This window comes from Bradyrhizobium oligotrophicum (assembly GCF_051168495.1).
GTDB classification, from domain to species: Bacteria; Pseudomonadota; Alphaproteobacteria; order Rhizobiales; family Xanthobacteraceae; genus Bradyrhizobium; species Bradyrhizobium oligotrophicum_A.
This window is the reverse complement of the sequence record NZ_JBNPVB010000002.1, coordinates 247,501-262,323: the sequence shown is the minus strand read 5'-3', so window position 1 is coordinate 262,323 and position 14,823 is coordinate 247,501. Positions and strand designations below refer to the sequence as shown.

Sequence of the window (14,823 nt, the reverse complement as noted above, 5' to 3'; positions counted from 1 at the left end):
TCGCCGCAGCGTGCGGGATCATCACTGCGCTCGCGTCGGCGGAAGATTGGACCGCCGGCGAAGATCTCCCTTGGGCAGGACGGTCCTGGATCGGCAGATCTTGGGTGGGAAAATCCTGGGCAGGCGGGCCAAGCTGCGGAGCGATGCCGTGGTCGACCAATTCGGCCTCGCGCGAGCGCCGGACCGTCGATCTCGCATGGTCCGGCGGCAACGCCGTCAAGATCAGGATTCCGGCGCATGTGCACTATTCGCCTGCGCCGACGCCAGGGGCCAGCCTCACGGGTGACGCCGATCTGGTCGGCCACGTGCGCCTGCGCGATGGGATCCTGGAGTGGGACGCGGCCGAGTGGGGCAGGCTGGTCGACTGCTTCCGCGCAGATGATCTCGTCGTCCAACTCTCGGGCCCTGCGGTCACGGAATGGACCGTCGATGGGGCGGCGGGCCTCGATCTTTCCGACCTCCGCCAGAATGCGCTGCGCGTCACCGCGCGCGGCAGCGGCGCCGTCACCGCCAGCGGCGAAGTCGGCGACGCCGCCGTCGATGCGTCAGGCTCGGGCCGGGTCGATTTCGGCCGCCTCGTCACCCGCGCCACCACTGCGAGCCTGCGCGGCAGCGGAAATCTCAATCTCGCCGACGTGCAGGAACAGCTTCGCATCACGTTGCACGGCAGCGGAGGCATCACTGCCAGCGGATCGGCGCATGAGGTGTCGCTCGCCTCCACCGGCTCCGGACGCGCCGATCTGGGCAGGCTGATCGCCGAACGCGCCACCGCCAAGGTTCACGGCAGCGGCGACGTCGATCTCGCGCCACGACAGGACGCCGATATCTCCGTCTCGGGCAGCGCCGCGGTGCGACTGCATGGTGCGGTCGCACGGCTCAACTCCCACGTTTCTGGATCAGGACAGATCAAGCAGATGCCTTGAGCCCCTCCGACACCCGTCGGATCACTCCAGGAGAGGTCGATGTCCCGTTTGATGAGTAGCTGCCGCGTCGTTTCGACGCTCGTCGTCTGTCTCACCGCAACGCTGACGCAAGCCGCCGGCCTGCGCTCGATCGACATTCCAGCTGACGCAGAGGGGCCGGCGATTCACGGCATGGTCTGGTATCCCTGCGACGAAAAGGCGGACGAAATTTCCGTCGGCATCTTCACCCTGAGAGGCGTGAAGGACTGTCCGCTCGCGGGGCAGCATCTGCCGCTCGTCGCGATGTCTCACGGACGCGGCGGCTCGTTTCTCGGCAATCACGATACGGCCGAGACGCTTGCCGACCACGGTTTCGTGGTCGCAGCGATCAATCACCCCGGCGATACCGCGCGGGATCTGAGCCGGTCCGGCGATCTCTCGGTGTTCGTCGAGCGGCCGACCGACATCAAGCGGCTGATCGATGTCATGACCGGCCCGTCGCCGTTTGCGGCCCACATCGACCGCGACCGGATCGGCTTCTTCGGCTTTTCCCGCGGCGGCTATACTGGGCTCGTGCTGCTCGGGGCCGATCCGGACTGGGCCGGCGAGGCGTCGCATAATTGTCAGCAAGCCCAGCGGCGGTTCTGCCAGGAGATCCTGGCCAAAGAATACCCTGCCCAACCGCTCGCGCATGATCCGCGGATCAAGGCCGCCGTGCTCGCCGATCCCTTGGCGATCTTCCTGTCCGCCGAGAGTCTGGCCCCGATCAAGGCGCCGGTTCAACTCTGGGCCTCGAGCCGCGGCGGCGACGGCGTGCTGCCCAGCCATGTCGCCTTTATCGACGCAAATCTTCCAGCAAGACACGACTATCGGGTGGTGCCGAACTCCGGCCACTTTGCCTTCTTCCCCTGTCCGCCGGCACTGATCCAGGCGCAGTCCGACCTCTGTGCCGATGCGCCGGGCTTCGATCGCGCCGCCTTCCACGCAGAATTCAACGCCGAGGTGCTCGCCTTCTTCCGGGCGCGGCTGGCCCGACCGGCGGAGTGAGGCCTCAATTCGGCTCCGTTCGTCACGACACGGAACATGGACGGCACCTTGCACGGCTGATCCAACTCGGCCGCCCCGCTCACTTGCCCCAGAAAACAGGACGCCTGCTCCATGACCGCCCACAACCGCGTCGTGCTCTCCAGCGACCACGCCGCCATCCCCTTGCGACAAGCCATTGCCGCTCATCTCGCGCTGAAAGGCTGGGTGGTGGTCGATATCGGACCGACGACGCCGGAGAGCACGCACTATCCGAAGCATGGCGAAGCCGCCGCGCGTCGCGTCGCGTCCGGCGATTGCCGGCTGGGTATCATCCTGTGCGGCACCGGCCAGGGCATCATGATGGCCGCCAACAAGATCAAGGGGGTCCGCTGCGGCGTCTGCGCGGACACCTTTTCGGCGCGGATGATCCGCCAGCACAACGACGCCAACATGCTGTCGATCGGTGCGCGCGTGGTCGGCGAGGGGCTGGCGCTCGATATCGTCGACGCGTTCCTCACTGCGGATTTCGAGGGCGGCCGCCATGCGGCGCGGGTGGATATGATCACCGCGCTGGAGGCGTAGTGCCGACGCCTGACTGCGAGCGGACCAGAAATTGCGGCAGACAAGGGCAGGTCCAGGTGCGCCGCGCTGCTGCGGGTCAGCGTTCCCGCCCTGGTGAACCTTTCACTTCTTCGTCTGACCTATTTCAAGACGGGGGAGGTAGAGGTCGCATATGACTGCCATGGCCAGGGCTCTTTCGAGGGCTTTTTCCGAGTCATCGGATGGTGCAAAAGACGAGTTGCTCAAACATCTGGTGCTGTTTTTCGCTGCTTCATTTTTCGTATGGATATTGACGCTGACCTACGGGCTGGATCTCAGTCCCGGTCTTTTCTGATCGTCTTGTTCGCCCGGCGGGGCTGCCTGTTTTTCGGGTGAGCCGCTACGCCTTTGCGAACTACTCCGCCGCCACCATCTGCTGGATCCGCCACTGTCCCAACAGCGCGCGCAATGAGGCCGGCTTCAGCGGCTTGTTGAGCACGGCGATGTTGTCGTCGCGGGCGGCGGCACGGACGTGGGGGCTGCGGTCGGCGGTGATCAGGATCGCGGGCAGCGCCTCGTTGAAGCGGCGGCGGATGTCGCGGATCGCGGCGATGCCGTTGCCGCGGTCGAGGTGATAGTCGACCAGCAGGCCTGTGACGGCGCCGCCGCGGGCCGCGATGGCGTCGACGGCGGATTCGGGGTCGGGCACGGCGATCACCTCGGCATCCCAGGCGGTCAGCAGCGTCTTCATGCCGTCGAGGATCGCCGGGTCGTTCTCGATGCAGACGATCAGCGCGCCGGAGATCGGCGTGGTCGCGAGCGGCGTCGCGCTGGTCACGGCTGCGGTGTGGTTGATCGCCGCGGCGATCGGCACCGTCACCGAGAACACCGAGCCGCCGCCGGGATTCGCGGCCAGCGCGATGCCGTGGTTGAGCACGCGGGCGATGCGCTCGACGATCGACAGCCCGAGGCCGAGGCCGCGCGCGATCCGTGCGCCCTGTTCGAGCCGGTGGAATTCCTTGAAGATCTCGCCGCGCTTGCCGGGCGGCACGCCGACGCCGGTGTCCCATACGCCGATCTGCAGCGATCGCCCACGACGGCGGCAGCCGACCAGCACGCGGCCGTGCGGGGTGTATTTGATGGCGTTGGAGATGAAGTTCTGCAGCAGCCGGCGCAGCAGCAGGCGGTCGGATTCGACCGGCAGTGATGACGGCACGAACACCAGTTCCAGGCCCTTGGCGCGCGCGGCCGGCGCGAACTCGATCTCCAGCGAGCGCATCAGGTCGGCCATCTTGAAGCTCGACACCTGCGGCGTCATCGCGCCGGCATCGAGCCGGGAGATGTCGAGCAGCGCGCCCAGGATCTCCTCGATCGCCTCGAGTGAGTCGTCGATGTTCTCGACCAGCCGCGAGTCTTCGCCGGCCGTCTGCCGCTCGACCAGGCTGGTGACGTAGAGCCTCGCCGCGTTCAGCGGCTGCAGGATGTCGTGGCTGGCGGCCGCGAGGAAGCGGGTCTTGGAGATGTTGGCGTCCTCGGCGGCGCTCTTGGCCAGCGCCAGCTCCGAGTTCAGCCGCGTCAGTTCCTCGGTGCGGTCGCGCACGCGCTTCTCCAGGGTCGCATTGGCGCGCTCCAGCGCTTCCGCAGCCTCGAACGACGGCGTCACGTCGGTGAAGGTGATGACGAGGCCGCCATCCGGCATGCGGTTGGTGCGGACCTCGATCACCATGTGGCGGTCGGCGAGGCGCTCCAGGTACGGCTCGCCCTCTCTGGTGTAGGCCGCGAGCCGGCGCGCCAGGAGCGCCTCGCCGTCCTCATCGGTCGGCGCGCCGATCGTGCCCATGAATTCGAGGATCTCCTTCAGCGGGCTGCCGATCTGCACCAGATGCGGCGGGAGGCCGAGCAGGTCGACGAACTGGCCGTTGGAGCAGATCAGCTGCAGATCGGCGTCGAACACCGCGATGCCCTGGCGCACATGGTTGAGCGCCGTCTGCAGGATCTCGCGGTTGAAATGCAGCGCGGCGTGGGAATCGTCGAGCAGCTTCAGCGCGGCCTTGGCGGAGACCGTGCGCTTGCGCAAGAGCAGCGACATCACGAGGCGCGACGAGGCGGCGCCGATCGAGGAGGCGATCAGGTGCTCGGCATGACGTAAGAGCTCGAAATCCGCCGGCGCCGATGGATCGAGCGACATGTTGCGCTGGGCCGCGAAGGTCTCGAACGAGGCGCGGGCGCGGTCGGGCCCGAGATATTGTCCGACCGTGCTCTGGATGTCCTGCACCGTCACGGTCGAGCGCCAACGCCGGAAGCTCGGCGCGCTCGGCGTCAGCTCGGCCGGTACGAACAAATCGGCCTGCAGCAGCTCGATCGACGACGGCTGCCGCGCCAGCGACAGCACGACGTAGGTCAAGAGATTGAGCGACAGGCTCCACAGCACGCCATGCAGCAGCGGCGGCAGGTCGGTGCCGAGCAGCGCCTGCGGCCGCAGCGGCTCGAAGCCGAACGGACCGTGCTGCAGGAACAGGATGCCCGTGGTCGAGGTGTCGAGGAAGCTCGGGATGAACAGCGTGTAGAGCCAGACGCAAAAGCCGACCAGCATGCCGCCCATCGCGCCGCGCGCGGTGGCGCGCCGCCACAGCAGGCCTCCGAAGAAGCTCGGCGCGAGCTGGGCGATCGCGGCAAAGGACAACAGGCCGATCGCGGCGAGCTGGGCGTTGCCGAGCGCGCGGTAGTAGAAATAGGCCATCACCATGATGGCGAAGATCGCGATGCGGCGGGTGCCGAGCAGGAAGCCCGCGAAGTCGCGGCCGACCTCGCGCTGCTCCTGCTGGCGCTGCAGCACCAGCGGCACGACGATGTCGTTGCAGACCATGATCGACAGCGCCACGCATTCGACGATCACCATCGCGGTCGCCGCCGACAGGCCGCCGACGAAGACGAGGATCGACAGCCATTGCGAGCCCGCCTCGATCGGCAGCGCCAGCACATACATGTCGCTGTCGACGGCGCCGAACGGGAAGGTGACGAGGCCGGCGAGCGCGATCGGAATCACGAACAGGTTGATCGCAACCAGATAGAGCGGGAACAGCCAGCGGGCGCGCGACACCTCGACATCGCTGGCATTCTCGACCACGCTGACATGGAACTGGCGAGGCAGCAGCATCGCGGCGCAGAACGACAACAGCGTCATGGTGAGGAAATTGCCGATGCCCGGCACATATTCCAACGCCCGCTCGGCCTCCGGCGATTTCATCGCGCGTTCGATCAGCTCGACCGGCGAGAACATCCAGAAGGTGACGAAGGCGCCCGCGGCGATGAAGGCGACCAGCTTGATGATCGACTCGGTCGCGACCGCCAGCATCAGGCCGTGCTGGTGCTCGGTGGCGTCGGTCTGCCGCGTGCCGAACAGCACCGCGAACACGGCCATCGCGAGCGTCACCATCAGCGCCATGTCGCCGACGAAGGGGATGTGGGCGAAGGCGCGGTCGTCGATCAGGATGGTCTGCAGCGAGGAGGCGACGGCCTTGAGCTGCAGCGCGATGTAGGGCACCGAGCCGATGATCGCGATCAGCGCCACGGTGGCCGCCACCGCCTGGCTCTTGCCGTAGCGGGCGCCGATCAGGTCGGCGACCGAGGTGATGTTCTGGGTCTTGGCGAGCTGGATCACCCGGCGCAGCAGCGGCGTGCAGGCGCCGACCATCAGAATCGGGCCGAGATAGATCGCCAGGAAATCGACGCTGGTGCGCGAGGCGAAGCCGACCGAGCCGAAGAAGGTCCAGGAGGTGCAGTAGATCGCCAGCGACAGCGGGTAGATCAGCCCGGACAGCCGCCCGCGCCCCTCCGCCGGCCGCCGGTTGCCGGCCCGGTTGCCGCGGCTGGCGACCAGGAACAGGAAGCCGATATAGCCGAACGCGGCGGCGATCACGCCCCAGTCATGCAGCATGGCCTAAGCGACCTCCTCAATCGCTCCGCCCCTTGAATTGGGCTGCGAACTTAGCGCTTTGCAGCAGGCGCGGCGATAGGGATGTGGCGGTTCGTGGTGTTGGGAGCCGAACTCGTTCGGTGCGGCCGGTCGGCTCCCCTCCCCGCAAGGGGGAGGGGAGCGCACCGCCTTGCGGCGGGAGCTGTGCGCTCACCAAAACAGAAGCTAGAACTACTCCGCCGCCATCGCCGTCTTGCGCAGCGGAAGTCCGAGACGCTCCCAGACCTGCAGCAGCGCCTCGGCGAGGCGGTCGATCAGGCCGTCGTCGTGATAGGGCGAGGGCGTGATGCGCAGGCGCTCGCTGCCCTTGGCCACCGTCGGGTAGTTGATCGGCTGGATGTAGATGCCGTGCTGTTCCAGCAGCAGGTCGGAGGCCTGCTTGCACTTCTCGGGATCGCCGACGAACAGCGGCACGATGTGGGTGTCGTTGGCCATCACCGGCAGGCCGGCGGCGTTGAGGATCGCCTTGAGGCGGGCGGCGCGGTCCTGATGGCGCTCGCGCTCCCAGCTCGATGATTTCAGGTGCTTGATCGCAGCCGTCGCGGCCGAGCAGATCGGCGGCGGCAGCGCGGTCGTGAAGATGAAGCCCGGCGCGTAGGAACGCACGGCGTCGATGATCTCGCCCCTGGCGGCGATGTAGCCGCCGAGGCAGCCGAACGCCTTGGCAAGCGTGCCTTCGAGAATGTCGATCCGGTGCATGACGCCGTCGCGCTCGGCGATGCCGCCGCCGCGCGGGCCGTACATGCCGACCGCATGGACCTCGTCGACATAGGTCATCGCGTTGTAGCGCTCGGCGAGATCGCAGATCGCAGCCAGCGGCGCGACGTCGCCGTCCATCGAATACAGGCTCTCGCAGGCGATCAGCTTCGGCCGGGCGGGGCCGGCGGCGATCAAGAGCTGCTCGAGATGGGCGAGGTCGTTGTGGCGCCAGATCTGGCGCTCGCAGCCGGACTGGCGCACGCCCTCGATCATCGAATTGTGGTTCAGCGCATCCGACAGGATCAGGCAGTCGGGGATCAGCTTGGCCAGCGTGGCGATGCCGGTCTGGTTGGAGACGTAGCCGGATGTGAACAGCAGCGCCGCGTCCTTGCCGTGCAGATCGGCGAGCTCGGCCTCGAGCTGGACCAGGGGATGGTGGGTGCCCGCGATGTTGCGGGTGCCACCGGCGCCGGTGCCGACGCGGGTCGCGGTCTCGACCATGGCGCCGACCACCTTCGGGTGCTGGCCCATGCCGAGATAGTCGTTGGAGCACCAGATCACGACGCTGCGCGGACCGTCCGGCGAATGCCACGTCGCATGGGGAAAGCGGCCGGCGATGCGTTCGAGATCGGCGAAAACGCGGTAGCGGCGCTCATCATGCAGACGACCGAGAGCGGCACTGAAGTACTGGCTGTAGTCCATCACGAAACCTGCGTGCTGCACTGCAGCGCAGCGCATGGAAACGGACCCTCGCAGCGGCGGGGTGTGCAGGCCTTATTAGAGCGTTTCCAGAGCGGCTGTCGAGCCGGAATCCCACGGTCCGAATTGGGCGATTTGTCCAAGAGGTTTGTCCAAGAGACATGATGACGGCCGAACCGCGTCGGCTTTGCGGCAACGCCGCGCATCAGCGCGAGCCCTCGGCCTCAAGAGCCGCTGTCGGGCTCCTCCGAGGCCGATTTCACCATCGGATGGGCGAGACGCTCCTGGTAACGGCGGATGTTTGCCACCACCTCCGGCGGCCATTCGCGCGAAGTCAGCTCGGCCGGATCCACGCTGCCGATGCGATCAGCCTCGCCTTCGGTTTCGAACGCCACGGCACCGCCGCCAAGATTGAGACGAAACATGGTTTCTCCTGAAGTCCCGTGGATCGATTCTCGCCGTGCACCCGCAGCCGACCAATTTACGATAATGGCCGATCCGCTGCGCCGCAAGACGTCGAGCCGTCCGCCTCGTCGCGCTCGCCGCGTACCGCACGGATGATGTTGTCCATCTGCGCCTGCGCCAGCGCGCGCAGCAACAGCCGCTGCTTGTCGTCCATGTCCTTGATAGAAGAAGCATAAGAGGATGAATCGACGGTAACCACGCCGATCGTGGCCCAGGGCGGCGGCCGTCGGGCGTCCTCGGTGCCGGTATGATAGACCGGCAGGGCGAGAACGTGGACCGCCTCGTCGCCATCCTCGGTCGGCGGATAGGGCACCGGCGTGATCAGGGACTGTGCGACCCCTTGGGGGTCGCTGATCACGCCACGATGGCTCCAGGCGATGGTCCGCCGCTGCTGGAAGGCGGCCCCGCTGACGCCGTCGCCATAGGGGATGCTGAAGCTGCGGGGCAGCTGCTCGCGCCGTGGACCGGAGCGCCGGCTGAGAACGGGCCGCAGGACCAGCTGCGCGGCGTCGTGGACCAGCAGCGCGATGGTCCATTTTTCGTCCCGGCTGGCGCGGCCCAGCCGCAGCTCTTTTTCCAGGGTCTGGATCAGAAGCCCGAACTGCCGGATCGCCTCGCGATCGTCATCGGTGGTCTCGCCATCATCGATGCGCTCGCCCAGATTGAGCAGCGTGCGATGCCATTCCCGTGTATTGCCCGCGATCGTAACATCCTCGGGCTCACCAGGCACCTGCCAGCGCAGTGAATATTGGTAGCCCACCAGCGGGTGGTCGATCACCAGCTTCCACGTCTGCGAGCGTGCGTCGTAGCTGAGGGCCGGCGCTTCTTCCTGCAACGTCCCGGAGTCGATCTCCAGCCCGGACGGCGCGTCGACGGCGCCGTCGTCGCCATCGAGCTTCGCATCGCCCCATTCGTCAATATCGTAGTTGGGATAGCGGGGAGGCCGCCGGCATTCGACGTAGGGCTGCACGTCGGCCAGACTCTTCGGAAACCGCACCTTCAAGATCAGTGTTCGTGCCGGAAAGGTGACACGCGTCGCGACCCATTCATCGTCGAAGCCTGGCGGATGCTGCTTTCGGGTGCCGCGTTCCAGCCGCTCGACGGCTTCCCACTGCGTCATCATCATGCAGTTGGCGCAGCCATGGCTGAACTCGTACGCCAGCGGCTTGTCACCCTTCGAGATGCCGCCGCCGGGAAATTTGAGCCAGTAGTAGTCGCGTTGCTGGTCGTTCCTCGCGCTCCTCGGATAGTCGGGCGCCGGAACGATCGCGAAACCCGCTTTCGCCGTCTCCGGCGCCGGCATGAGGGTGTCGTGCACGAAATGGCCGTAGGTCGGCAGATACATGATCAGTGGACGCTTTTCGTAGCGGCCGATGTCGCCCTGCACCCGCAATCCCTTGATCCGGTGGGTCAGCCAGAGATCGCCATTCTCGGTGATTTCGCAGCTCTGCTCGCGCTCCTCGCACTCGATCGGGTGCCGCTCGCGGGCACGCACATGGGCACGACGCTTCGCGGCCGCGAGCGGCTCCTTGTAGACGCGGTAGTCGGCGCCCGCCGTGCCGTCCGGTCGCGGCGACTGGCCGGCGCCATAGAACACGCTCTTGACCTCGATCTGGCCGGTCGGCGCCACCCTGATCAGGTTGATGCTGTTGTGGTTGGTATTGTCGGGCGTGGCCATGGCGGCGCTGCCGGCCGACACCACCGCCATCGGATAGCCGTCGCTGGAATCGTCGCCGAAGTCGATGCGCGCGAATTGCGCCTTGTGCCAGTGGCCGTGCAGGACGAGGTCGAACTGATGGTTGGCGAGAATTCGCAGCAGCGCGCCTGCGTTGCGGAACACCATCATGGGCTCGCCGGTCTTCTTGTTTCCGTTCGGCGCAAAGGCGATCGGCAGCACATGGTGGTGCACGATCGCGACGCGCGCCACATAGTTCTCCTTGGCCTGCTGCAGCTTGGCCGGCAGCGTCAGCAGCACGTCGTTGTCGACGGTGCCGGTCGCGAAGCCGAGATCGCCGCCTGGGCCGTTCGAGTCGAACAAGGCGAGCAGGATCGGCGCCGACCGGGCGACGCGGACCATCGGCATCGGCGCTGCGGCGGGCAGCAGCCGGGCGAAGTCGTCGGCCTGATCCCAGGGCATGATGGCTCGCCCGCCGAACAGCGCCGTCGTTCGTGCCCAGGCCCTGCGAAGCCAGCCGGCGTCCTCCGGCCGCATTCCGGCCGGCAGCCCGAGCGGTTGCGGGCCGAAGTCGAGCGCGGTCGTGCCGAGCTTCGTCTTCAGCGCCTGCTCGGCACTCGTGGTGTCGCCCCCGAAGAAGATGCGCTCGAACCAGGGCAGTCGCGGTATGCCCATGGCGATACCGCTTTCGAACACGTCGTGATTGCCGGGCACGACGAACAATTCGGCATTGCGGCCGTTGCCGCGCCAGCGCGTGTTCGAACCGGTGCGGGTGCGCTGCAGGAGCGCATCCAGCGCTCCCTTGGCGGCCAGCAGATGTTCCGGCGACGGATCGTCGACGAGGTCGCCTGATACCACGATGATATGAGGATCGAAGTCGGCCACGCAGGCGACGACCGCCTGCCACGTGGCCTCGCTGAATTTCTGTCCGAAATGGATGTCTGAAATATGCGCAATATGGATCATGACCGCTCCACCCGATCATTCTAGTTCGGGTTGAGCGCACGACGAAAGGGGAGTCTTCGAGCCGCGGGTCCGTTCCCGCCCGGCCCTCAGGTGGTGCGATAATGCAGCACGCCGTCGACCTCGCGGGCGGTCAGGCGGCCCTCGACCAGCATGTAGTTGACGTGGGCGATCAGTTCGCCGGCGGCGAAGCCCATCTGGTGCGGGTCGAGCACGTGCTTGTGGAACACGACCGGGACGAGCTGCGCCGACGTCTTGGTCTCGTCGCGGCAGGCGTCCGCGATCATGCGGCAGCGCTCCTCGTGATGGTCGGCGAGCTGCTTGATGCGGGTCTTCAGGCCGTAGAATGGCACGCCATGGCCGGGCAGCACCAGCACGTCGTAGGGCAGGGTGGTGGTGAGGCTCGCCAGTGACGCCAGATACTCGCCGAGCGAGTTCTGGTCCGGCTCGACCGCCCAGACGCTGACATTGGGCGAGATCTTGCTCAGCACCTGGTCGGCGGACAAAAACAGCTTGTCGGCCGCGCAATACAGCATCACCTGGTCGAGTGCGTGGCCGCCGCCGGTGATGATCTTGAAGCGCCGGCTGCCGATCTCGATCTCGTCGCCATGGGAGATGCGGCGGTAGGACGCCGGCAGCACCGAGACGCGCTGCAGATAGTCCTGGCCGCGGCCGAGCAGCTTGTCGGTCAGGGTCTCGTCCATGCCGTGGCGGCGGAAGAACAGCCGCTGCGCGTTGCGGCGCTCCTCGGTGCCGCGGCTCTGGTGATATACGGACTGCAGATATTCGACCTGCGACATCACCAGCGGGCAGTCGAAGCGCTCGACGATCCAGCCGGCGAGCCCGACATGGTCGGGGTGGGAATGGGTGACGATCAGCCGGCTGATCCTGACGTGCTTGAGCGGTCCGTCGAGCAGCCGCGTCCAGGCGGCGATCGACTCTTCGTTGCCGAAACCGGAATCGACTGCGACCCAGCCGTCGCCGTCGGCCAGCAGGTAGATGTTCACATGGTTGAGGCGGAACGGCAGCTTCAGCCGCAGCCACAACACGCCGGGCGCGACCTCGACGACCTGGTCCTCGCCGGGATGCTGCTCCCAGGGGTACCGCAGGGCTTCGGCCGAGGAGTGAACGGTGTCTGTCTTGGTCATGCCTCATCGATTAACGGCCGCCGCGGGCGAGCGCCAGCCGAAAAACACGCCGACAACACATGGCTGGACGGCATTACATGGCTGGACGGCATTCCGGGACGCGGCAGGCGGGGCCTCATGGTTCGAGACGCGCCGCGAGCGGCATCCTACCTTAGATTGGCGCAATCGGCGCGGCGCTCCTCACCATGAGGGGCAAAAGCCGAGGCACTGCACACCGGACCATGAACACGCCGAAAACGCATTTAGGGGGAGCGGAGAATTCTTGCTTCGATCTTTTCTGTTGCCATGTGTCGAATTCAAACCCTCACCCTGAGGGCCCGCCGCAGGCGGGCGTCTCGAAGGGCGAGGCCCGGATGGTAACTACGCCGCCCTGATGTTGCTCAGGAACGCATCGACCTCGGCGCGCAGCGTGTCGGCCTCGCGGCGCAGCGCCGCCGAGGCGCTCAGCACCTCGCTGGCGGAGGTGCCGGCCTGGGCCGAGGCGCTGGAGACGCCGGTGATGTTGTTGGAGACCTCGCTGGTGCCCGAGGCCGCCTGCTGAATGTTGCGGGCGATCTCGTGCGTCGCGGTGCCCTGTTCTTCGACGGCGGCGGCGATCGCGGTGGTGACGTCGTCGATCTCGGCGATGGTGCCGCCGATGTTGCGGATCGCCGACACCGCCGACGAGGCGACCTGCTGCATCCCGGCGATCTGGGTGCGGATCTCGTCGGTGGCCTTGGCGGTCTGGCTGGCGAGGCTCTTGACCTCCTGGGCGACCACGGCGAAGCCGCGGCCGGCCTCGCCCGCGCGCGCCGCCTCGATGGTGGCGTTGAGCGCGAGCAGATTGGTCTGCGAGGCGATCGCCTGGATCAGGTCGACGACCACGCTGACGCGGCTCGCATTGTCGGCGAGGCCCTGCATGGTGGCGTCGGTGGCCCCGGCCTCCTCGACCGCCTTCTTGGCGATCTGCGCCGAGGTCACGACCTGGCGGCCGATCTCGGCGATCGACGACGACAATTGCTCGGTGCCGGCCGACACCGTCTGCACGTTGACCGACGTTTCCTCCGCGGCGGCCGCGACCGCGCTGACCAGCGCGTTGGACTGGTCGGCGGTCTGTGACATGCTCTGCGCCGTCGTCTGCATGGTGGTGGCGGAGGTCTGCAGATTGGCAAGCGCGCTACGCACCGTCGCCTCGAATTCGGCGATCCGTGCCTCCATGCGCGCGGCGCGCTCGGCCTTGCCGGTGTTCTCGCGATCCTGCTCCGCGGCCAGCGTGCGGGCGCGGACCATGTTGTCGCGGAACACCTGCAGGGTGTCGACCATCGCGCTGATCTCGTCGCGCTGCTTCGAGACCGCAATCTCCGTCTCGAGATCGCCGCTCGACAGCTTCTGCATCGCCTGCTGCAGCCGCCTGATGCGGCGCAGGATGTTGCGGCCGACATAGAGCGAGACGAACAGGAACGAGCCGAGCAGGGTGGCGGCCCCCGCACCGATCATGGCGAACGTCGCCAGTTCGATCTCGCGGCCGGCGGTGCCGGTCGCGCCTTCCGTCGACCTGCGCACGCCTGCGACCAGCTGCTGTACGCTGATGTCGAGGCCGACATTGAGCTTGCGCGTCTCCTCCAACACGGTCTGTCCGTAGTCGTTGGCGTCGAGCTCCTTCTCGCGCGTCTTGAACACGCGGGTCTTGCCTTCGCCGAGCGCGGCGAGCTTCAGCGCGGCCTCACGGATCGCCTTGGTGCCCCGTCCGCTCGGCAGCAATTCGAGATTGGATTTCAGCTGGGCGAGCGAGTCCTTGAACTGGCGTTCGATCGTCTCCAGCGTGTCGCTGTCGTTGGCCGAGAGCGCGGCAGCCATCTGCGCGACGATCAAATTGCCCGATGCGATGACGTTGCCGAGCTGCTCGACGAAGCGGGCCGCGGCGGTGGCGTCGTCGGCCGACACTTCGGCCGCGCCGAGCACGGCGTTGAGCTGGGTCTGGGCGTCCAGCATCGGCTCACTGGCCGCGACGGTGAACTCCGCCTGCGCCTTGCGCAGCGCATCATACTGCTGGTTGTGCATGGCCGCGACCGCGAGGCGCTCGCGCGCCGCGGAGACCAGGCTCTGGTTGGCCTCGTTGATGTTCTTGATCGTCTCGGCCAGCGGCGCGACCACGCTCTTCTCGGCGCCGAGCGCGCTGATGTCGGAGAGCCGCTGCTGGGTGGCCTTCTGGATGTCCTGCATCGTCTTCAGGCGTTCGTTGAGCGCGTCCTCGCTCTGCGAGCCCAGCAGCGCAGGCCCGAGGCTCGCGAGGCTGGAGCTCTGCGCCAGCAGTTGCAGGCTCGCGGTCAGCCGCGGGATGTCACGGCCCGAGAGCTCGACCATGGTGCTGCCGATATGGCGCAGCATCAGCCCGGCGCCGATGCTGATGACGATGGCCATGCCGGCGATCACGCCGAACGCTGCGAACAGGCTGCCCCGGACGCCCCATTTGGGTCGCAGGACTCCGAACACCCTGCCGAAACTGAACCTCATCGCCATTTCTGTTTCCCCCGATACGCGCTACTTGTAGCTGAAGCTTTCGCGCAGTATCGCGGGAGGCGGTTAACAAATCCGGGAAACTACGGGATCGTTGTTGAACTTTCGCGCATTTCTGCATTTCATCGTGCGGGATTTAACGGTGCGGAAAGGATTGCTGGGGCGCGCATCGCTTCATCCATGACGGAAAAAGGCCGGCATCGCTGCCGGCCTTTGCCCTGGTTTCTTGTTTGA

10 protein-coding genes are annotated in these 14,823 nt (G+C 66.7%); 4 read left to right on the top strand and 6 right to left on the bottom strand.

What is annotated here, in order from left to right; genetic code table 11:
* Positions 1-143 precede the first annotated feature (143 nt).
* From ACQR1B_RS04710 to ACQR1B_RS04695, 4 genes are all read left to right on the top strand, one after another.
* On the top strand, positions 144-923 hold the full coding sequence (locus ACQR1B_RS04710) for a GIN domain-containing protein (RefSeq protein WP_434837244.1): 780 nt from the start codon (positions 144-146) through the stop codon (positions 921-923).
* A 39-nt stretch (positions 924-962) separates the two neighbouring features.
* Positions 963-1,949 (top strand): alpha/beta hydrolase family protein, encoded by a 987-nt coding sequence (locus tag ACQR1B_RS04705; protein ID WP_434837245.1) that lies wholly within the window; start codon positions 963-965, stop codon positions 1,947-1,949.
* Between the two features lie 111 nt (positions 1,950-2,060).
* Positions 2,061-2,510 carry a ribose 5-phosphate isomerase B gene (gene rpiB / locus ACQR1B_RS04700; protein ID WP_434837246.1) on the top strand — a complete coding sequence of 150 codons (450 nt, stop codon included), beginning with the start codon at positions 2,061-2,063 and terminating at the stop codon, positions 2,508-2,510.
* Between the two features lie 151 nt (positions 2,511-2,661).
* Positions 2,662-2,823 carry a hypothetical protein gene (locus tag ACQR1B_RS04695; protein ID WP_434837247.1) on the top strand — a complete coding sequence of 54 codons (162 nt, stop codon included), beginning with the start codon at positions 2,662-2,664 and terminating at the stop codon, positions 2,821-2,823.
* Between the two features lie 60 nt (positions 2,824-2,883).
* On the opposite strand, the gene ACQR1B_RS04690 is transcribed toward ACQR1B_RS04695, so the two are convergent.
* The 6 genes from ACQR1B_RS04690 to ACQR1B_RS04665 all read right to left on the bottom strand — a co-directional run bounded on the left by ACQR1B_RS04690 (position 2,884) and on the right by ACQR1B_RS04665 (position 14,592).
* The gene (locus ACQR1B_RS04690) at positions 2,884-6,405 is read right to left on the bottom strand and encodes a PAS domain-containing hybrid sensor histidine kinase/response regulator (RefSeq protein WP_434837248.1); all 3,522 of its coding nucleotides are present in this window, start codon (positions 6,403-6,405) and stop codon (positions 2,884-2,886) included.
* A gap of 210 nt (positions 6,406-6,615) precedes the next feature.
* Positions 6,616-7,845: a 5-aminolevulinate synthase gene (gene hemA, locus ACQR1B_RS04685; protein WP_434837289.1), complete on the bottom strand. Its 1,230-nt coding sequence runs from the start codon at positions 7,843-7,845 to the stop codon at positions 6,616-6,618.
* A 221-nt stretch (positions 7,846-8,066) separates the two neighbouring features.
* Complete coding sequence (locus ACQR1B_RS04680; protein WP_434837249.1) at positions 8,067-8,267, bottom strand: hypothetical protein; 201 nt, start codon at positions 8,265-8,267, stop codon at positions 8,067-8,069.
* Between the two features lie 56 nt (positions 8,268-8,323).
* Entirely contained in the window at positions 8,324-10,948 is a 2,625-nt protein-coding gene (locus ACQR1B_RS04675) for a metallophosphoesterase family protein (RefSeq protein WP_434837250.1), read from the bottom strand.
* 86 nt (positions 10,949-11,034) lie between these two features.
* Entirely contained in the window at positions 11,035-12,093 is a 1,059-nt protein-coding gene (locus tag ACQR1B_RS04670) for an MBL fold metallo-hydrolase (protein WP_434837251.1), read from the bottom strand.
* Positions 12,094-12,453: 360 nt separating this feature from the next.
* Positions 12,454-14,592, bottom strand: coding sequence for a methyl-accepting chemotaxis protein (locus ACQR1B_RS04665; RefSeq protein ID WP_434837252.1), 2,139 nt, complete (start codon positions 14,590-14,592; stop codon positions 12,454-12,456).
* Between the last annotated feature and the right edge of the window lie 231 nt (positions 14,593-14,823).

What these genes read in the sequence shown, in the direction of transcription:
- ACQR1B_RS04705 (WP_434837245.1), top strand. Translation starts at nt 963, where the DNA reads ATGTCCCGTTTGATGAGTAGCTGCCGCGTCGTTTCGACGCTCGTCGTC.
- ACQR1B_RS04690 (WP_434837248.1), bottom strand. Translation starts at nt 6,405, where the DNA reads ATGCTGCATGACTGGGGCGTGATCGCCGCCGCGTTCGGCTATATCGGC.
- hemA (WP_434837289.1), bottom strand. Translation starts at nt 7,845, where the DNA reads ATGGACTACAGCCAGTACTTCAGTGCCGCTCTCGGTCGTCTGCATGAT.
- ACQR1B_RS04710 (WP_434837244.1), top strand. Translation starts at nt 144, where the DNA reads ATGCCGTGGTCGACCAATTCGGCCTCGCGCGAGCGCCGGACCGTCGAT.
- ACQR1B_RS04670 (WP_434837251.1), bottom strand. Translation starts at nt 12,093, where the DNA reads ATGACCAAGACAGACACCGTTCACTCCTCGGCCGAAGCCCTGCGGTAC.
- rpiB (WP_434837246.1), top strand. Translation starts at nt 2,061, where the DNA reads ATGACCGCCCACAACCGCGTCGTGCTCTCCAGCGACCACGCCGCCATC.
- ACQR1B_RS04675 (WP_434837250.1), bottom strand. Translation starts at nt 10,948, where the DNA reads ATGATCCATATTGCGCATATTTCAGACATCCATTTCGGACAGAAATTC.
- ACQR1B_RS04695 (WP_434837247.1), top strand. Translation starts at nt 2,662, where the DNA reads ATGACTGCCATGGCCAGGGCTCTTTCGAGGGCTTTTTCCGAGTCATCG.
- ACQR1B_RS04680 (WP_434837249.1), bottom strand. Translation starts at nt 8,267, where the DNA reads ATGTTTCGTCTCAATCTTGGCGGCGGTGCCGTGGCGTTCGAAACCGAA.
- ACQR1B_RS04665 (WP_434837252.1), bottom strand. Translation starts at nt 14,592, where the DNA reads ATGGCGATGAGGTTCAGTTTCGGCAGGGTGTTCGGAGTCCTGCGACCC.